At 72.6% G+C, this 18,493-nt stretch carries 16 protein-coding genes; 14 read left to right on the forward strand and 2 right to left on the reverse strand.

Features of this window, described 5'->3' with window-relative positions; all coding sequences use genetic code 11:
- The 5 genes from C7M71_RS22480 (at position 1) to C7M71_RS22500 (ending at position 6,786) form a co-directional block, all read left to right on the forward strand.
- Entirely contained in the window at positions 1 to 723 is a 723-nt protein-coding gene (locus tag C7M71_RS22480; protein WP_111492015.1) for a hypothetical protein, read from the forward strand.
- A gap of 91 nt (positions 724 to 814) precedes the next feature.
- Complete coding sequence (locus tag C7M71_RS22485; protein ID WP_111492014.1) at positions 815 to 1,747, forward strand: FadR/GntR family transcriptional regulator; 933 nt, start codon at positions 815 to 817, stop codon at positions 1,745 to 1,747.
- 157 nt (positions 1,748 to 1,904) lie between these two features.
- Positions 1,905 to 3,887, forward strand: a complete 1,983-nt coding sequence (locus C7M71_RS22490) for a SpoIIE family protein phosphatase (RefSeq protein ID WP_162824332.1) — start codon at positions 1,905 to 1,907, stop codon at positions 3,885 to 3,887.
- Positions 3,888 to 4,107: 220 nt separating this feature from the next.
- Complete coding sequence (locus C7M71_RS22495) at positions 4,108 to 5,754, forward strand: RNA polymerase sigma factor (protein WP_111492011.1); 1,647 nt, start codon at positions 4,108 to 4,110, stop codon at positions 5,752 to 5,754.
- 162 nt (positions 5,755 to 5,916) lie between these two features.
- Positions 5,917 to 6,786, forward strand: a complete 870-nt coding sequence (locus tag C7M71_RS22500; protein ID WP_322975186.1) for a S1 family peptidase — start codon at positions 5,917 to 5,919, stop codon at positions 6,784 to 6,786.
- 145 nt (positions 6,787 to 6,931) lie between these two features.
- On the opposite strand, the gene C7M71_RS22505 is transcribed toward C7M71_RS22500, so the two are convergent.
- A complete protein-coding gene (locus C7M71_RS22505; RefSeq protein ID WP_111492010.1) occupies positions 6,932 to 7,165 on the reverse strand; it encodes a DUF7455 domain-containing protein in 234 nt (77 codons plus the stop codon).
- 538 nt (positions 7,166 to 7,703) lie between these two features.
- On the opposite strand from C7M71_RS22505, the gene C7M71_RS22510 reads away from it, so the two are divergent.
- From C7M71_RS22510 to C7M71_RS22540, 7 genes are all read left to right on the forward strand, one after another.
- Complete coding sequence (locus C7M71_RS22510) at positions 7,704 to 9,815, forward strand: DNA gyrase/topoisomerase IV subunit B (RefSeq protein WP_111492009.1); 2,112 nt, start codon at positions 7,704 to 7,706, stop codon at positions 9,813 to 9,815.
- Positions 9,816 to 10,008: 193 nt separating this feature from the next.
- The gene (locus C7M71_RS22515; protein WP_111492008.1) at positions 10,009 to 10,494 is read left to right on the forward strand and encodes a DUF1453 family protein; all 486 of its coding nucleotides are present in this window, start codon (positions 10,009 to 10,011) and stop codon (positions 10,492 to 10,494) included.
- A gap of 46 nt (positions 10,495 to 10,540) precedes the next feature.
- On the forward strand, positions 10,541 to 11,701 hold the full coding sequence (locus tag C7M71_RS22520; RefSeq protein WP_111492020.1) for a sensor histidine kinase: 1,161 nt from the start codon (positions 10,541 to 10,543) through the stop codon (positions 11,699 to 11,701).
- Positions 11,671 to 12,438: a response regulator transcription factor gene (locus C7M71_RS22525; protein ID WP_114914508.1), complete on the forward strand. Its 768-nt coding sequence runs from the start codon at positions 11,671 to 11,673 to the stop codon at positions 12,436 to 12,438. Before C7M71_RS22520 ends, C7M71_RS22525 begins: the two co-directional genes overlap by 31 nt.
- 141 nt (positions 12,439 to 12,579) lie before the next feature.
- On the forward strand, positions 12,580 to 13,962 hold the full coding sequence (locus C7M71_RS22530) for a glycoside hydrolase family 6 protein (RefSeq protein WP_111491830.1): 1,383 nt from the start codon (positions 12,580 to 12,582) through the stop codon (positions 13,960 to 13,962).
- 134 nt (positions 13,963 to 14,096) lie between these two features.
- Entirely contained in the window at positions 14,097 to 14,534 is a 438-nt protein-coding gene (locus C7M71_RS22535; RefSeq protein WP_229758856.1) for a DUF485 domain-containing protein, read from the forward strand.
- A 47-nt stretch (positions 14,535 to 14,581) separates the two neighbouring features.
- A complete protein-coding gene (locus C7M71_RS22540; RefSeq protein WP_229759203.1) occupies positions 14,582 to 16,162 on the forward strand; it encodes a solute symporter family protein in 1,581 nt (526 codons plus the stop codon).
- Between the two features lie 43 nt (positions 16,163 to 16,205).
- On the opposite strand, the gene C7M71_RS22545 is transcribed toward C7M71_RS22540, so the two are convergent.
- A complete protein-coding gene (locus C7M71_RS22545) occupies positions 16,206 to 16,415 on the reverse strand; it encodes a helix-turn-helix domain-containing protein (protein ID WP_229758857.1) in 210 nt (69 codons plus the stop codon).
- Positions 16,416 to 16,498: 83 nt separating this feature from the next.
- Between C7M71_RS22545 and C7M71_RS22550 the strand changes: the two genes are divergently transcribed.
- Together C7M71_RS22550 and C7M71_RS22555 are read left to right on the forward strand one after the other, a co-directional pair.
- Positions 16,499 to 17,581 (forward strand): hypothetical protein, encoded by a 1,083-nt coding sequence (locus tag C7M71_RS22550; RefSeq protein ID WP_111491834.1) that lies wholly within the window; start codon positions 16,499 to 16,501, stop codon positions 17,579 to 17,581.
- Positions 17,582 to 17,605: 24 nt separating this feature from the next.
- A complete protein-coding gene (locus C7M71_RS22555; protein ID WP_111491835.1) occupies positions 17,606 to 18,469 on the forward strand; it encodes a DUF3592 domain-containing protein in 864 nt (287 codons plus the stop codon).
- Positions 18,470 to 18,493: the final 24 nt, after the last annotated feature.

An 18,493-nucleotide genomic window follows, 5' to 3' on the forward strand; every position in this document is an offset into this window, starting at 1 on the left:
GTGCGTACCCTGGCCTACGAGGCGCGGCGGCTGGCCGGCGTCCGCTCCACCTGGATCGTCCTGCTCGCCACCCTGGCGGGCGCCGCCGTGTTCACCGCACTGACCTACCGTCAGGATCCAAGCGCGGCACTCTCCGCAGAGCAGGCGGCCCGCCGGATCACCGCAGTGCCGTCCATGCTGCCGCTTCCGTTCGCCGCCTTCGGGGCGGGCGTCCTCGGCACCCTCTGCTACGTCCACGAGCTGCGCTACCCCGCCCTGCGCACCTCGCTGGTGGTCACCGGCCGCCGGCTGCGGCTGCTGGGTGCCAAGCTGCTGGTCATCGGTGGTGTGGCCGTCGCCCTGGTGGCGGCGACGGCGCTGGTGGACGCGGTGGTGCTGCACTTCGCCGCGCCCGGCGGCCTCGGCTGGTCCGGGCTCTCGCACACCCAACGGCTGCCGCTGGCGCTGCTGTGCTCCACCGTCCTGGCGGTCGCTGCGGGTTGGGTGGCCCTGCTGGTCTGCGGCCTGCTGCGCAGCACGGCCGCCGGGCTGCTGGCGCTGTCGGCGGTGGGCATGCTCCCCGCCGCCGTCCAGCCCGCCGTGGCCGCCCTGCTGCGCCGCGCCGGCGCGGGCCACGGGCCGTTCGGCGCAGCCTCGGTTGCGTCGCTCGCGGTCCTGGTGTCCTGCGTGGTGCTGCTGCTGATCGTCCTGGTCGCGGTCCAGTCGAGGCGCCGTACGGTGTGAGTGCCCACCGCGTTGCGCGTCGTATGTCTGGAATGAGCGTTTGTGGCTGATAGAAAGTCAATTGTCGGCTGATGGGCGATCACCCTTTCGTGTGCTTTTCACGAAAGCTCTCAAGTCATGGGCGGGCATCGCCGACAAAGGACCTGTGAGTACCCTTGCGCACCCCACCATGAACTCCAACCGCTCTCCCGAACCGGGCGTCCCGGCCGCAGGCGAGTTGGACCGCTACGCCCTGTCCGAGCGGCCGGTTCCGCCAGGCCCCCGCTGGGAGGGGGCCGAGGGCGACCTCGCCAGGATGGGCCGGAAGACCACCAGCAGCCGTGGTCGCGGCCTGCACGGCCAACTCGTCCAGCAGCTGGGCCAGATGATCGTCTCCGGCGACCTGGGGGCCGACCGCCCGCTGGTCCCCGAAGAGATCGGACAGCGCTTCGAGGTCTCGCGGACCGTCGTCCGCGAGTCCCTGCGGGTGCTGGAGGCCAAGGGCCTGGTCAGCGCCCGCCCCAACGTCGGCACCCGGGTCCGCCCGGTCAGCGACTGGAACCTGCTGGACCCCGACATCATCGAGTGGCGGGCCTTCGGCCCGCAGCGCGACGACCAGCGCCGCGAGCTCTTCGAGCTGCGCTGGGCGATCGAGCCGCTGGCGGCTCGGCTGGCCGCCGGCCACGGCCGCGAGGACGTCCAGCAGCGGCTGGTCGACATGGCCGAGATCATGGGCCACGCCGTCGCCCAGGCCGACCCGGTCACCTTCGCCCGGGCCGACGCCGAGTTCCACGCCCTGGTGCTTCAGCTGGCGGGCAACCGGATGCTGGAGCACCTCTCCGGCATCGTCGCCTCCGCGCTCCAGGTCAGCGGCGGCCCCGCCACCGCCTGCGAGCGCCCTTCCGAGCCCTCCGTCGTCCTGCACGTCCGACTCCAGGACGCGCTGGGCACCGGCGACGGCACCGCAGCCGAGGCGGCCATGCGGTCGCTGCTCACCGTCCACCCCGACATCGAGCACGTTGTCCCCGCGCCCCGCGAGCACTGACCGCCGGCGCGTCCGTCCATGGGGGAGTACGCCGCTTCATGACCCGAGGGCACGCCCCGCGCACATACTGTGAAGGCGGCGGGGGAACAGTCCCACGAGGCGCCTGGTCCGGCTGCCACGCCGTCCGGGCGCGGCGGCCGGACCACGACGAGGGGCGGTGAGCACGGCCATGGTCCGCGACACACTCCACAGCCGGGACAGCGGCGACCTCGGTACCGTCCTCGCGGCGGCCCTGCTGGACCATCCCGAGGTCGCCTTCGCCGCGCTGGACGACCGGCTCCGGTACACCCGGGTCAGCCGGGGCTATGCGGCGCTGGTCGACCTCCCGGTGGCCGGGCTGCTCGGCCGCCGCCCCTCCCAGGTGCTCCCGGCGCCGTACGGGCGCCGCGTCGAGCAGGCCGCCCGCCGGGCGCTGGACGGGCGGGCCTCCTCGGTCGAGGAGGCCATGCTCGCCGGACCGTCCGGTGGCCGCCGGCTCCGCTGCACCTGGCGTCCCGTACCGGGGACCGACGGACGGCCGTGCGCCGTACTGGGCGTGGCCAGGGAGACCACGGAGGAGCACCGGGCCCGGCAGCTGCTGCGCGAGGGCCAGTGGCGCACCGCCCGCCTCCAGGCGATGACGGACCAGTTGGCCGGTGCGCTGGCCGCGTCCGACGTGGCACGCACCGTGGGCGCACTGGGCCGCAGCATCGGCGCCCACCGCACCGAGCTGCACCTGCTCGACGGCCGCTTGCAGCGCTTCCCCTGGCCGGACCTGCCGGCCGCCGAGCCCGGCCGGGTCCGCCGCGTGGTGCCGGAGGACTGGTCCGAGGTGCTGGCCGCCACCGTGCGGGACGGCCGTGCGCGCTACTTCCCCGACGAACTGCCCGCCCTGCCGGACGCCGACCCGTGGGCGGCCCGAGTGGGCGCCGTACCGTCCCGGCTGGGCCCGCCGCGCCCCGCCCTCGACGGGCACGCCCGCCCGTACCCGGCGGAGCCGGACGGCCTGCCCCGGTCCTCCGCCGCCGGACCGCAGGCCGGACCGCCACCGGGAGCGACAGAGCCCGAAAGACCGCAGCCCGAGAAACCGCAACCCGGTAAGCCTCAGCCCGAGAAACCGCAGCCCGAGAAACCGCAGTCCGAGAAACCGCAGCCCGGAAGCCCCAGGGCGCAGTCCTGGGCCGTGCTCCCGCTGGTCGCCTCCGGTGCGCCCCTCGGCGGCCTGCGGCTGCTCTTCGGGGGCGAGCGCCTCTTCGACGCCGACGACCGTGCCTTCCTGGACGCCCTGGCCGGCCAGTGCGCCCTCGCCATCGAGCGCTCCTGGCTGTACGAGCGGGAGCGCGAGGCGGCGCTCAGCCTCCAGCGCAGTCTGCTGCCGCGCCGCCTCCCGGCCGTGCACGGCGTGGAGGTCGGCTACCGCTACCTCCCCGGAGCCCCCGGCACCGAGGTCGGCGGCGACTGGTACGACTGCTTCCAACTTCCCGACGGCAGGGTCGCCCTGGTGGTCGGCGATGTGATCGGCAAGGGGCTGACCGCCGCCGCCGGGATGGGCCGGGTCCGCTCGGCGCTGCGCGCGCTGGCCTTCACCGACCCCGAGCCGGCCGCGGTGCTGGCCGGGCTCGACCGGCTCTTCACCGCCACCGAGGACGACGAGTCGCTCACCACCGTCCTCTACGGGGTGCTCGACCCGGCCACCGGTGACCTCGCCATCGGGGACGCGGGCCACCTGCCCGCCCTGGTGGTCTCCGCCGACGGCAGCGCCAAGCTGGTCGACGCGGGCCCCGCCGCCACCCCGCTGGGCATCCCGGAGCCACGGACCCAGGGCACCGTGCGGCTGGACCCGGGGGACATCCTGGTCGCCTTCTCCGACGGCCTGGTGGAGACGCGGACCCGTGGTCTGCAGCACGGGCTGGACCGGCTGCTGGAGGTGGCCGCCGGTCGCCCGGCGGCGGATGACGCCCTCCAGGTGCTGCTGGGCCGGGTGGTGGACGGCATGCTGGTGGGACAGGAGCGCAATGACGATGTCACCGTGCTCGGTGTGCGGATCACCGACGCCGGAGCGGTCCCGGGCGGCTCGGCTGCGGGTCCGGATCCCGGCTCGGGTTCGGGCTGGGGTTCCGCCAGTGTGACCCGCGCCACGAAGGGCATGCGTAACACTTGAGTCTGCGCAGCGATGTCTACGGAGGTGGAAGCAGCTCCGGAACACGGGCGGCATGTCAGAATGCTGTGTTGCCCTGCGGTGCTGTTCCCGCCCGCAAGTCCAGCCGTGAAGCCCGATCCCGACCCGCGCCGTCCGCGCACCTGCCGCGCACCCGCTACTCCTCCTGTCCTCGACGGACGGGGGGACGGGCCCGGCTTCCCGTCCACTCACGTCCGAGAGGTTGTCCGTGTCGGCCAGCACATCCCGTTCCCTCCCGCCCGAGATCGCCGAGTCCACCGCTCTGATGGCGCTCATCGAGCGGGGCAAGGCTCAGGGGCAGATCGCCGGTGACGACGTGCGTCAGGCCTTCGAGGCGGACCAGATCCCGGTCACCAAGTGGAAGAACGTCATGCGCAGCCTCAACCAGGTCCTCATCGAGGAAGGGGTGGATCTGATGGTCAGTGCGGCGGATCCGTCCGCTTCCAAGCGCACCCGGAAGAGCGTGGCGGCGAAGAGCACCGCCAAGCGCACGGCGACCAAGACGGTCACCACCACGCGCACCGCAGCGGCTCCGCAGGCCGCTGTCCCGACCCGGCCGATCCCGGCCCGTACGGCGGCGGCTGCGTCGGTCTCCCCGCTCACCGCGACCGCCGACGCCGCCGCCCCGCTCGGCGCGGTGGACGACGCGTCGGCCAAGCCCGCCGCCGCGAAGAAGGCGGCGGCCCCGGCGAAGAAGACGGCGGCGAAGAAGACGGCGGCCCCGGCCAAGAAGACGGCGGCCAAGAAGGCCACCGCCAAGACGGCCGGCAAGAAGGGCGACGACGACCTCACCACCGACGACGAGCTGGTCGAGGAGACCGCGCTGCCCGGTGCCAAGGGCGAGGGCGAGCCCGCTGGTCCGGAGGAGGAGTCGGAGGGGTTTGTGCTCTCCGACGAGGACGAGGACGACGCCCCGGCGCAGCAGGTCGCCGCGGCCGGCGCCACCGCCGACCCGGTCAAGGACTACCTCAAGCAGATCGGCAAGGTTCCGCTGCTCAACGCCGAGCAGGAGGTGGAGCTGGCCAAGCGCATCGAGGCGGGCCTCTTCGCCGAGGACAAGCTGGGCAACGGCGACAAGCTCGCCCCCAAGCTCAAGCGCGAGCTGGAGATCATCGCCGAGGACGGCCGCCGGGCCAAGAACCACCTGCTGGAGGCCAACCTCCGGCTGGTCGTCTCGCTGGCCAAGCGCTACACCGGGCGCGGCATGCTCTTCCTGGACCTGATCCAGGAGGGCAACCTCGGTCTGATCCGCGCGGTGGAGAAGTTCGACTACACCAAGGGCTACAAGTTCTCCACCTATGCCACCTGGTGGATCCGGCAGGCGATCACCCGCGCCATGGCCGACCAGGCGCGGACCATCCGCATCCCGGTGCACATGGTCGAGGTCATCAACAAGCTGGCCCGGGTGCAGCGCCAGATGCTCCAGGACCTGGGCCGCGAGCCCACCCCGGAGGAGCTGGCCAAGGAACTCGACATGACCCCCGAGAAGGTCATCGAGGTCCAGAAGTACGGCCGCGAGCCCATCTCGCTGCACACCCCGCTCGGCGAGGACGGCGACAGCGAGTTCGGCGACCTGATCGAGGACTCCGAGGCGGTCGTCCCGGCCGACGCGGTGAGCTTCACCCTGCTCCAGGAGCAGCTGCACTCCGTCCTGGACACCCTCAGCGAGCGGGAGGCCGGCGTGGTCTCCATGCGCTTCGGCCTCACCGACGGCCAGCCGAAGACGCTGGACGAGATCGGCAAGGTCTACGGGGTGACCCGTGAGCGCATCCGCCAGATCGAGTCCAAGACCATGTCCAAGCTGCGCCACCCGTCCCGTTCGCAGGTGCTGCGCGACTACCTGGACTGACGCTCCCCGGAGCGAATCGTCGCGGGGCCCGGAGCAACTGCTCCGGGCCCCGCGCCATGTCCCCCGGAAGGGTTGTTCGGCCACCGACTCTGGACACTCCTGGTGAGCAGTCACTTACGCTGTGTCGGTTGCCTGTCGCAGAGACCTCCAGGAGGACAGCCGGTGCTGGCCAACCGTCGGGCGTGTGCCGCCGTACCACCGCGCCGGGGCGCCGTCCTGGCCCTGCTGGCCCTCCTCCCGGTGGCGGTGTCGACCGCCGCGCCCGGTGCCGCCCAGCCGTCGTGGGCGGCGCAGGCGGAGCGGCGGATCGTGGGCGGCGCGGCCGACTCCACCGTGGACCACCCCTGGGTGGTCGCCATCGCCAGCCGGCTCCAGTTCGGCTACAACCGCTCCGGTCAGTTCTGCGGCGGTGCGCTGGTGACCCCGACCAAGGTGGTCACCGCCGCGCACTGCTTCTACGACGAGACCACCGGCCTGCCTACGGAGCGGCCGGAGCTGCGGGTGATCCTCGGCCGTACCGACATCACCGGCGACGAGGGCGTGGAGGTGCCCGTGCAGGGTGTCTGGGTCGATCCCGGCTACTCGTTCCAGACCAACGTCCGGGACGTCGCCGTGGTGACCCTGGCGGAGCCGCAGCACGGCAACCCCGTGGTGGCGCTGGTGGGCCAGGGTGAGAAGGCCCTCTACCGGGCCGGGGTCAAGGGCACGGTCTACGGCTGGGGTGACACGGTGGGCACCGGCCGCTACGCGTCGCAGCTGCACTCGGTGCAGGTGCCGATCCTGGACAACGCGGTGTGCGCGGCCGACTACCCTGGCGGTCCGGCCGGGCGTTTTGACGCCTCCACCATGTTCTGCGCCGGTGAGAGCAATGGGGGGCGGGATGCCTGCCAGGGCGACAGCGGCGGCCCGATGGTGGTCAACGGCCGACTGGTGGGGCTGGTCTCCTGGGGTACCGGCTGTGCCGAGCAGAAGCACCCGGGGGTGTACACCCGGCTCGCCGCCCTGGTGGACGCGGTGCGTCGGCAGCTCTGAGTAGCCGTCAGTGTGCAGCCGGTCACCAGGGCCGTTCGCGATGTGACGTACCGCACAGCAAAAGCCGGGCGGCGGACCGTAGGTGGTCCGCCGCCCGGCTTCCGGCCTGTGCCGGCCTCAGCTCGTCGGTGGGGTCTCGCTCGTGTCAGCGCTCCTCGGGGGAGGCCGTGGCGGAAGTCGTCGCGGTGAGCCGACCGGTCTCGTCCTGTATCTCCACGGCGATCTTCTTGAGCTCCGGCTCGAACTTCCGCCCGTGGTGGGCGCAGAAGAGCAGCTCGCCGCCACTGGCCAGCACGACGCGCAGGTATGCCTGGGCGCCGCAACGGTCGCAACGGTCGGCCGCGGTGAGCGGACTCGCGGGGGTCAGAACAGTAGTCACGTCGCCTCTTCTCTAGCTCGACGAGCTGTCGTACCAGGGTCAACATCCAACCAGGCCGAATTCGTTCCCGCTCACAGCTTTTCTTTCTGCAACCTTTTGATCGCTCTGTGCGGGTTCAGCAGGTCCCGGCCGGGTGACCGGTTGGCGGCGGACGGTGGCGGCTTCGTCGCCGCCGGTTCGCCTCTTGCCGTTGTGGAGTTTCCGTTGTGTTGCTGAGGACGTGCCCCAGCTGCGGATGGTTCATGCGTACCGGCACTCGTGACGTGTCTATCACTCGAACGTGTTATCGAACTCATGTCCGAGGTCTGCGTAGCATAGAACGGGCCGGGGTTGGAGCATAAGCCCCGGCTCGCGCACCGGTAGCCTGCACGTCAGCAGCGCGGCCGTCCTAGGCTGACCCCGGCAGCGGCGGAAGCCGGTGCTGCGCAACGCGTTCCGGGCAGACGCTTCCTCAAGTCCGTGTTCGCGCAGCGCGTACAGCCCCGGCACCCCCGCCGGGGCCGCGCCATCACTCAGACGGATTGAGGAGTAGCACCGCGTGACCGCCGAAACGACCGTGCCGACCGCCCTGCTCGCCGGCGACGACGGCTCCAACTACACCGCGCGGCACCTGCTGGTCCTCGAAGGGCTTGAGGCCGTCCGCAAGCGGCCCGGCATGTACATCGGCTCCACCGACAGCCGGGGCCTGATGCACTGCCTGTGGGAGATCATCGACAACTCCGTCGACGAGGCCCTAGGCGGCCACTGCGACCACATCGAGGTGGTGCTGCACGACGACGGGTCGGTCGAGGTCCGCGACAACGGCCGAGGCATCCCGGTCGACGTGGAGCCCAAGACCGGCCTCTCCGGCGTCGAGGTCGTGATGACCAAGCTGCACGCCGGCGGCAAGTTCGGCGGCGGCTCCTACGCCGCCTCCGGCGGCCTGCACGGCGTCGGCGCCTCCGTGGTCAACGCGCTCTCCGCCCGGCTCGACGTCGAGGTGGACCGCAGCGGCCACACCCATGCCATCAGCTTCCGCCGAGGCACCCCCGGCATCTTCACCGAGCTCTCGCCGGACGCCCCCTTCGAGCCCGGCAGCGGCCTCGCCAAGGTCCGCAAGGTGCCCCGCACCCGCACCGGGACCCGCATCCGCTACTGGGCGGACCGGCAGATCTTCCTCAAGGACGCCAGGCTCTCCCTGGAGCACCTGCACAGCCGCGCCCGGCAGACCGCCTTCCTGGTCCCCGGCCTGACCATCGTGGTCCGCGACGAGCGGCTGCTGGACACCGAGGAGGTGGACGAGCAGGTCTTCCACTACGACGGCGGCATCGGCGAGTTCTGCGAGTTCCTGGCCCCCGACCGGGCCGTCTGCGACGTCCTGCGCCTCTCCGGCGCCGGAACGTTCAAGGAGACCGTCCCGGTGCTGGACGACCGGGGCCATATGACGCCCACCGAGGTCACCCGCGACCTGGGCGTCGACATCGCGCTGCGCTGGGGCACCGGCTACGACACCACCCTGCGCTCCTTTGTGAACATCATCGCCACCCCCAAGGGCGGTACCCATGTGGCCGGTTTCGAGCGCTCCCTGACCCGGACGCTCAACGAGGCGCTGCGCTCCGCCAAGCTGCTGCGCGTCGCCGAGGACGACGTCACCAAGGACGACGCCACCGAGGGCCTCACCGCCGTGGTCACCGTGCGGCTCGCCGAGCCGCAGTTCGAGGGCCAGACCAAGGAGGTGCTGGGCACCTCGGCGGCCTCCCGGATCGTCGCGGCCGTGGTCGCCAAGGAGCTCAAGGCGTTCCTCACCTCCGCCAAGCGGGACGAGAAGCAGCAGGCCCGCTCGGTGATGGAGAAGATCGTCGCCGCCGCCCGCACCCGGGTCGCCGCCCGCCAGCACAAGGAGGCGCAGCGCCGCAAGACCGCGCTGGAGACCTCCTCGCTGCCCGCCAAGCTCGCCGACTGCCGCAGCGACGACGTGGACCGCAGCGAGCTCTTCATCGTGGAGGGCGACTCGGCGCTCGGCACCGCCAAGCTGGCGCGGAACTCCGAGTTCCAGGCGCTGCTGCCGATCCGTGGCAAGATCCTCAACGTTCAGAAGGCGTCCGTCGCGGACATGCTCAAGAACGCCGAGTGCGCCTCGATCATCCAGGTGATAGGGGCGGGGTCCGGTCGGACCTTCGACATCGACCAGGCCCGCTACGGCAAGATCGTCCTGCTGGCGGACGCCGATGTGGACGGCGCCCACATCCGCTGCCTGCTGCTGACCCTCTTCCAGCGCTATATGCGGCCCATGGTGGAGGCCGGCCGGGTCTTCGCCGCCGTCCCGCCGCTGCACCGGATCGAGCTCACCAACCCCAAGCGCGGCCAGGAGAAGTACCTCTACACCTACTCCGACCAGGAGCTTCGCTCGCTGCTGCTGGACCTCCAGCGCAAGGGCCGCCGCTGGAAGGAGCCGGTCCAGCGGTACAAGGGCCTCGGTGAGATGGACGCCGACCAGCTGGCGGAGACCACCCTGGACCCGCGCCACCGCACCCTGCGCCGGATCAACCTGGGCGACCTGGAGGCCGCGGAGAAGGTCTTCGACCTGCTGATGGGCAATGACGTCGCCCCCCGCAAGGAGTTCATCGTGGACTCCGCCGCCACCCTGGACCGCTCCCGCATCGACGCCTGACCAGCCGGTTCACGCCCGGTCACGCCCGGTCACGCCCGGCTTGCGCCCGGTTCTCCACCTCGGGGTGGAGGGCCGGGCGCGACCGTTCCACCCGCACCTCCACCGCTGCTCCGAGGCCGTGCGCCCGCCCGCTCCCTAGCGTGGTCGACGTCGTACTCGCCCTGACGCGGACACGGAGACGGAGACGGATTTGATGAATGGCATCCCGGACGCCCTGATCATGGTTGCCGTGGTGGTGCTGGTGCTGGTCCGGCAGCTCCGGGCCCGCCCGGTCGCCACCGGGCGGCGGGTCTGGCTGCTGCCCCTGATCCTGGCCGTGGTGGCGCTGCGCGACCCGCACCTGATCGACCCGGACCACCGCAGCGCCGCCGTCGTCCTGCTGGCCGTCACCGTGCTGCTGGAACTGGCCACGGGCTGCGCCTCCGGCTGGACCATGCGGATCTGGCGGGAGGCTGACGGCACCGCGTGGACCAAGGGCACCCCGGCCGCAGCCGCGACCTGGGTGGGCATGGTGCTGCTGCGGCTGGCGCTGGCGGCGGTGGGCGCCGGGCTGGGCGTGCACCAGGACGGCGACGGGCTGCTGCTGGCCGTCGCGGTGCTGCTGCTGGTACGCGGCCTGGTGATCTCCTGGCGGGCACGCACACTGGAACCGGCGTACGGTGTCCCCGCCGCACGCTGAGCCGGTGGCCGCCACGCTGCCGCTCCGGTCGGCGAGAGGATCGCAGGTGCACCTGGAGCCATGGACCAGCTGGCCCTCCCGGGAGGCGTTGAGCCGGGAGGGCCGCAGCCACACCCGGACCCGGATCGGCCTCGGGGCACGCCTCGCCGCGGCCCTGGCCATCGTGGTCGCCACCTTCGGCACCGGGCGCTTCACCGGCTGGGCGGTGGCGGCCGTGGCGTGCGGGCTGCTCGTCATCGGCTACGCCGTCCGCGCCTTCTACCGGGCCACGGTGGCCCACCGGCTGCTGCCCGCGCTCGCCCTGTACCTGGGGCTGCTGGCCGCCGCCGCCGGGACCAGGGCGCTGGGCGCCTCGGCGTTGGCGGCGGTGGTCTGGTGCGGGATGGCGGTCATCGGCATGGAGCGGCTGCCGCTGGTGGTGGCGGTGCCCGGCGGCCTCCTCGCGCTCGGTACGTACAGCGCGGTCAGCCATGAGACCTGGCTGGCCACCATCGCGACCGCCGGCGGCCTGGCGCTCTTCGGCTATCTGCTGCGGCTGGACGCCGAGGCGCGCGGTACCGCGCAGCGGCTGCTGGCCCAGGAGCGGGCCGCGCGCTCCGCCGAGGCGGAGTCCGCCGCGCTCGCCGAGCGGGCCCGGATCGCCCGGGAGATCCACGACGTCCTGGCCCACAGCCTCTCCGCCCAGCTGGTGCACCTGGAGGCGGCCCGGCTGATGCTGGACTCCGGGACGCCGACCGATCAGGTACGGGAGCGGGTGGTGGCCGCCCGCCGGATGGCGCTGGAGGGGCTGACCGAGACCCGGCAGGCGCTCTCCGCGCTGCGCGGCGAGTTCACGCCGGTGGGGGAGTTCCTGGCGTCGCTGGCCGCCGCCGAGGGCGCCCGGCTGGAGGTCGAGGGCATGGCCCGGCCGCTCGCCGCCGAGGCGGGGCAGGCGGTGCGGCGCACCGCGCAGGAGGCGGTCACCAATGTGCGCAAGCACGCCTCGGGCGCCGCCTGTGTGCTGCGGCTGCGCTATCTGGATCAGGCGGTGGAGCTGGAGGTGCGCAACGCCCGTGCCGGGCGGCGCGAGGGGCCGCCGGAACTGGCCCGCAGCGGCTCCGGGTACGGTCTGCTGGGGATGCGGGAGCGCGCCGAACTGCTCGGCGGCACCCTGGAGTCGGGTCCCGACGAGGGAGGATGGCACGTGCGGCTGCGGGTACCGGCGTGACCGGGCGGACGGTCCGGGTGCTGGTCGCGGACGACCAGACGGTGGTCCGCGAGGGAATCGTGATGCTGCTCGGCCTGCTGCCGGGCATCGAGGTGGTGGGTTCGGCGGCGGACGGCGAGGAGGCCGTCCGGCTGGTCGGCGAGCGCGCCCCGGACGTGGTGCTGATGGACCTGCGGATGCCGCGCTGCGACGGTGTGCAGGCCACCCGGCGGATCAGGGCGGACCACCCGGGGACCGAGGTGGTGGTGCTCACCACCTACGCCGACGACGACTCGCTCTTCCCCGCGCTCCAGGCGGGTGCGCGCGGCTATCTGACCAAGGACGCGGGCGGCGAGGAGATCGCCCGCGCCATCGCCGATGTCTGCTCCGGCGCCGCCGGGCTCTCCCCGCAGGTGCAGCGGCGGCTGCTGGAGCGGTTCGCCGCCCCGCCCGGCCCTGCCGCCTCGCCGGGGACTGCCGCCCGGCCCGATCCCGCGCCGCCCGAGCCCGCCGCCACGCCCGAGGCCGCCCCGCCCGTACCGGCCGCCCCGCTGCCGGACGGCCTCACCGCCCGCGAGGCCGAGGTGCTGGCGCTGATCGCGGACGGGCTCTCCAACGCGGAGATCGCGGCGGAGCTCTATGTGAGCGTCGCCACCGTGAAGACCCACATCAACAACCTCTTCGCCAAGAGCGGCGTCCGCGACCGGGCACAGGCGGTCCGCTACGCCTATCGGCACGGCATCGCCCGCAGCCGCTGACCGCCCGGTCGCCCCGCCGATTCCGGGCCGTGCCGCCTGCCTTCTCGCCGGGTGCCCCCGCCGCTAGCCTGGGAGCGCTCCCAAAGTACGGCCAACGGAACGCCCCCCGACCTCCGCCGCGATGATCAGGAGTGGACGCCCATGCCGCTTGCCGCCTTACGCCGCCGCGCTCCGTCCCGCCGCCCCCGCCGTGGATACGCCGCCGCCGCGCTCACCCTCTCCGCCGCGCTCCTCACCGGCCTCACCGGCACGGCGGATGCCGCCGGCGCTCGGGTGGACAACCCCTATGTGGCCGCCCGCGTCTATGTGAACCCGCAGTGGTCGGCGCACGCCGCCGCCGAGCCCGGCGGCGCGGCGGTCGCCAACCAGCCGACCGGCGTCTGGCTCGACAGCATTGCCTCGATCAACGGCAAGCCGGGCTCCATGGGCCTGCGCGCCCACCTCGACGAGGCACTGAAGCAGGGCGCCGGTGTGATCCAGCTGGTCCTGCACAACCTGCCGGGCCGGGACTGCAACCGGCCGCAGGACTCCACCGGCGAACTCGGGCCCACCGAGATCGCCCGCTATCGGACGGACTATGTCGACCCCATCGCCGGGATCCTCGGCGACCCGGCCTACGCCGGCCTGCGGATCGTCACCATCGTGGAGTACAACGCCCTGGCCAATGTGATCCCCGGTGTCCCCGCCGCCACGCCGGAGTGCGAGGTGATGCGGGCGAACGGCAACTACGTCACCGGCATCGGCTACGCCCTGGCCCGGTTCGGCGCCCTCCCCAATGTCTACAGCTACCTGGACATCGGCCAGCACGGCCAACTCGGCCGCAGCTGGGACGGCTCCATCTCATCCTCGGTCGTCCAGCCCTTCTACCGCGCCGCGACCGCATCCGGCTCCACGGTGGGCAATGTGCAGGGCTTCATCGCCAACACCGCCGACTACTCGGTGCTGCACGAGGAGTACTACACCGTCAACGACCGGATCGCCGGGGTGTCGGTGCGCCAGAGCCGCTGGGTCGACGGCAACGCCTTCATCGACGAACTGCCCTTTGTGCAGGGCTTCCGTAACCTGGCAATCGCCTCCGGGTTCAAGTCCACCATCGGCATGCTGGTCGACACCTCCCGCAATGGCTGGGGCGGCCCCAACCGCCCCACCAGGTCCGGCCCGGCGACCACCGTGGACGCCTATGTCGACGGCAGCCGCCTGGACCGCCGGATCTCCATCGCCAACTGGTGCAACCAGTCCGGCGCCGGACTCGGCCGGCGACCGGTGGCGGTCCCGGAGGCGGGCGTACACGCCTATGTCTGGGCCAAGCCCCCCGGTGAGTCCGACGGCGCGAGCAGCGGCTCACCCGGGAGCACGTCGCCCAACCGGATGTGCGACCCGACGGGCAGCTCCCCGGGCGGCCAACTCGGCTCCTCCGGTGCCCTGCCGGGCGGCCCGGCGGCAGGCGAGTGGTTCTCCGGGGAGTTCCAGCAACTGCTCCGCAACGCCTACCCCCCGTTGTTCGTACTGTCGGAACACTCCTGACGCACAGTCACCACGCCTTCACTGGATGGGGTGAACATATCTGCTGCCGTCCGCGCAGACGTACGCGGAGGGCCACCCTGAGAGGGACCCGGCGCCCCGCAGTCGGCGGCGCGTCCCATCTCAGGAGCACAGCGTTGAGCGCACCGTTGAGACATCAGGAAACAGCGGAGCCGGCCGGCCCCCCGGCCGGCTCCCGCGACGGGTTCGACTGGTGGGCCGTACCGGTCCCCGACCCCGAGGAGCGGACAGCGCGGCCCGCACCGGCCGAGGTGTACCGCAGCGTGCAGCAGGGCGAGGCGTTCCGGCGGATCCGGCGCGGCTACCGGGGCTTCGTCTTCCCCGTCACGGCGCTCTTCCTGCTCTGGTACCTGCTCTACCTGGTCGCCGCGACCGGCGCCCCCGGCCTGATGCGCCGCCAGGTGGCCGGCCCGCTCAACCTCGCCTGGCTGCTGGGCCTGCTCCAGTTCGCCTCCACCTTCCTGATCACCTGGCTGTACGGGCGCAGCGCCCGCGCCAAGCGTGACCGGGCCGCCCTCGGCCTGCGCTGGGACACCCAGGACCGGCTCCGGTGAGCGGCCGGGCAGAGCTTGCCGCAGTCCCGGCGGCGCAGCACCACCTCGTGGCCACCGCCCTCTTCGCCGCCGTGGTGCTGGTCACCCTGGCCATCACCCTCTGGGCCGGCCGCCGCAGCCGGGCCGCCGAGGACTTCTACGTCGGCGGCCGGTCCTTCAGCCCAGTGCAGAACGGATTCGCCATCTCCGGCGACTACCTCTCCGCCGCCTCCTTCCTGGGCATCACCGGCCTGATCGCGCTCTACGGCTACGACGGCCTGCTCTACAGCATCGGCTTCCTGGTCGCCTGGCTGGTGGTGCTGATGCTGGTCGCCGAGCTGGTCCGCAACTGCGGCCGCTACACCCTCGCCGACGTCCTCTCGGTGCGGATGCGGCAGCGCCCGGTCAGGGCCGCCTCCGGCACCGCCGGAGTGGTGGTCACCCTGCTCTACCTGGTCGCCCAGATGGTCGGCGCGGGCAGCCTGGTCTCGCTGCTGCTCGGCACCGGCGGCGGCCCGGCCCGGAGCTGGACCATCGTCGGCGTCGGCGCCCTGATGGTGGTCTATGTGACCGTCGGCGGCATGAGGGCCACCACCTGGATCCAGATCGTCAAGGCCGTGCTGCTGCTCTGCGGTACGGCGCTGCTCACCGCGCTGGTCCTGGTCCGCTTCCATGGCGACCTCGCCGAGCTGATGCGGTCCGCGGCCCGGGGCAGCGGCGCCGGGTCCGCCTATCTGGAGCCGGGCCTCAAGTACGGCGCCACCGCCACCAGCCGGCTGGACTTCATCAGCCTCGGCCTCGCCCTGGTGCTCGGCACCGCCGGGCTGCCGCACATCCTCGCCCGCTTTTACACCGTGCCCACCGCGCGCGCCGCCCGGCGCTCCGCCGTGTGGGCCATCGGCCTGGTCGGCTGCTTCTATCTGATGGCCATCGTGCTGGGCCTGGGCGCCGCCGCCGTCGTCGGCTCGGCCGCCGTCCGCGCCGACAACCCGGCGGGCAACACCGCCGTGCCGCTGCTGGCGCTGGACCTGGGCGGCGGCGCGGGTTCCACCGGCGGCCTGGTGCTCTTCGCGGTGGCCTCGGCGGTGGCCTTTGCCACCATCCTGGCCGTGGTCGCCGGGCTCACCCTCGCCTCCTCGGCCTCCTTCGCCCACGACCTCTACGCCCGGGCCCTCCGCCGCAGCGACGAGCGGCCGGTGACGGAACGTCAGGAGGTCGCCATGGCCAGGATCGCCGCCGTGGCCGTCGGCGCGCTCGCCATCGCGATCTCGCTCTACGCCCAGCGGCTGAACGTCGCCTTTCTGGTCGGCCTCGCCTTCGCCGTCGCCGCCTCCGCCAACCTCCCCACCCTGCTCTACAGCCTCTTCTGGCGCCGCTTCACCGCCCGGGGCGCGGTCTGGGCCGTCTACGGGGGCCTGATCGCGGCCCTGGTACTGGTGGCCTTCTCCCCGGTGGTCTCCGGCGGGCCGGACGCGATCGTCCCCGGGGTCGACTTCCACTGGTTCCCGCTGGAGAACCCCGGTCTGGTCTCCATCCCGCTGGGCTTCCTGGCGGGCTGGCTGGGCACGGTCACCTCCCGTACCCGGGCCGATCCGGACCGGTACGCGGAGCTGGAGGTCCGCTCGCTCACCGGAGCGGGCGCGGTCTGAGGCCGGGTGCGGTCTGAGGCCGGATGCGGGCTGTGCCGCCGGTTCAGGCCCGGCGGGCGGGCAGGCCGTAGCGCTGCGCGGTGGACCGGCCGAGTCCGGTCACCTCCGCCACCTCCTGCGCGGAGACCGGCTGCCCCGCCTCCCGCAGCATCCGCAGCACCAGATGCGCGGTGGGTGCCGAGTGCCCCTCGGGCAGGGTGGCGGCCGGTCCGGCGCCGCGCCGCAGCGCCCCGTACAACCGGTCGACCTCCAAGGTCGCCGACTTCCTGCGTGCGGCCGAACCGGGCCCGTCCACAGGTCTGTCGGCCGTCACCCATGACGTGCACAATCGGCCATATGACGATCACCGCGGGTGCGCCGCCCACGCACAACAGGCCTGCCGGCCTCGCTCTGGGGTTCCTGATGGGAGGGATGATCGGGGCGTCGCTGACCGCCTTCATCGGTGGCTGTGTGGTCGGGAAGGCGCCGCTGATCGTCACGGGGCTGGTCCTGCCTGCCGTCTACGGGTTTCTCTTCTTCCTCGCCACACTGCCGCGCCGTGCCCGGGAGGCGGCCGTCGTGCCGCGCACGGCGCTCGCGGTGATCGAGAGTCTGGAGGCCGTCGGGGGTGAGACCAGCGACGTGCCGGTGCGGTTCGATCTGTCGGTCGCGCCGGACGACGCGCCCGCGTTCCGTGTCGAGATACGGCAGGACGTCAACCTGGTCGAGCTGCCCGACTACCGGCCGCGCGGGGTCGTGGTGGTGGAGTATCCGCCGGACCGGCCGTGGGAGACGCGGATCGTGAAGCGGCCGACGCCGCAGTGGGAGGAGCGGGCGGCCGTGGCCCGGGTGGACTCGGTGCCCGGTCCGGCCATGAAGAGCGAGACCCCAGGGGGCTGTTTCAGCACCCTCCTCACTCTCCTCGGGCTGCTGCTCGGCGCGGCCGCCGTGTTCCTGCTGTTCCGTGCCGACCTGTTCGACTCCCACGAGGGCGACAGCGGCGCCCCCCGGCCATCCGTCTCCTCCTCGTCGTCCACGACCACGGTGACGTCGGCGATGGGCACGGTCACTCTGGGCCCTGGCCAGTCGATGCTCGACGAGGGCGAACTGCGCAGGGCGGTCGAGTCGTTGACGCAGGGCGCGGGCAGGCGTCGGGCGCTCACCGTCGTCGTGCAGGACCGCCTGCTGACGGTCGTCTTCTCCCCCACCGGCATGAAGAGCCCCGCGTTCGACCCGAGGTCCCTGCCCTACGACCGTGTCCCCGGCCTGGTCGAGGAGGCCAGGACCACCCTCGGCGTCGGGTCCCCGCAGAGCTGGCAGCTCACCGTCGACGGCGTCACCGGCTCGCCCACGCTCAGGGTCGTGGTCACCGGCGGCGGGGGCATGGGAACGCTGGAGGCGGACGGGCAGGGCAGAGTGCTGCGGCGTAGTGACAGTTGACCGGATCGGCGGGAGGAGGGGCGCATGGGGTGGGACGGGTTTCTGCTGCTGTGGTGTGCGGTGTGGGGTGTGGTGGCGCTGGTCGGGTACGGCATGTCGCTGGCCGGAGTGACCAAGGCGCAGCGCACGGTCCGGCTCACAGGGCGGATCCAGCGGGTGCGGGAGCCCCGGCACGGCGGGTCCCGGAAGGGCGGGATATCGGTGGTCGTCTCCTACCGCGACCCGGCCTCCGGGCAGGAGGTCACCGTGACGAACGACGGTGAGCGGGGCGATACGGTCATCACCTGTGCGTGGGAGGGCCGGGAGATCGGGGTCAGCCACCCGCGAGGCAGACCGCACGCCTACCGGTTCTCCAACACACCGGAGGAGCCCAGCCGTGGGCTGGCCTGGCCGACTTTCGCGGCCTTCCTGGTCTACGTCGGGCTGGTGGTCCTCGCAGCGGTCGACTGGGGGTGGCCGTGGGCGCTGATCGGCTTCGGCGGGCCGTGGGCGGTCTCCTGCGCCGTTCAGCTGCCCGGGGCAGTACGCGCCAAGAACCGCCGCATCGAGCAACTGGCCGCGATGGACACCGTGCAGGGACGGGTCGTCGCGGTCCTGAAGGACGTCAGCGTCGACGACGACGGCTACACCTCGACCACCATCACCCCGGTCGTGTCGTTCACCACCCGTGAGGGCACGGCCGTCACGGCCTACTGCACGTCGAACCTGCCGGACCCCGCCGGCGCGTACGGCCGTGACGTCACGGTTCACTACACGTCCGCCGACCCGGCCGAGTTCACGCTGGACCGTGCGGCCGAACACCGCTCGGAGGGGCGGCAGGTGACGATCCAGGTCCTGGCGATCGTCGTGCTCGTGGCGACGGCCGTGGCGGGAGCGGTGATGCTCTGAGGTCCAGAAGAGCCCATGGTCCCG

Origin of the sequence: Peterkaempfera bronchialis, from assembly GCF_003258605.2 — a bacterium.
In the GTDB taxonomy this organism is placed as follows: domain Bacteria; phylum Actinomycetota; class Actinomycetes; order Streptomycetales; family Streptomycetaceae; genus Peterkaempfera; species Peterkaempfera bronchialis.

Excerpts from the sequence above, each read along its gene's own strand:
- C7M71_RS22515 (WP_111492008.1), top strand. The coding sequence starts at position 10,009 with ATGAATGGCATCCCGGACGCCCTGATCATGGTTGCCGTGGTGGTGCTG.
- C7M71_RS22525 (WP_114914508.1), top strand. The coding sequence starts at position 11,671 with ATGGCACGTGCGGCTGCGGGTACCGGCGTGACCGGGCGGACGGTCCGG.
- C7M71_RS22530 (WP_111491830.1), top strand. The coding sequence starts at position 12,580 with ATGCCGCTTGCCGCCTTACGCCGCCGCGCTCCGTCCCGCCGCCCCCGC.
- C7M71_RS22550 (WP_111491834.1), top strand. The coding sequence starts at position 16,499 with ATGACGATCACCGCGGGTGCGCCGCCCACGCACAACAGGCCTGCCGGC.
- C7M71_RS22555 (WP_111491835.1), top strand. The coding sequence starts at position 17,606 with ATGGGGTGGGACGGGTTTCTGCTGCTGTGGTGTGCGGTGTGGGGTGTG.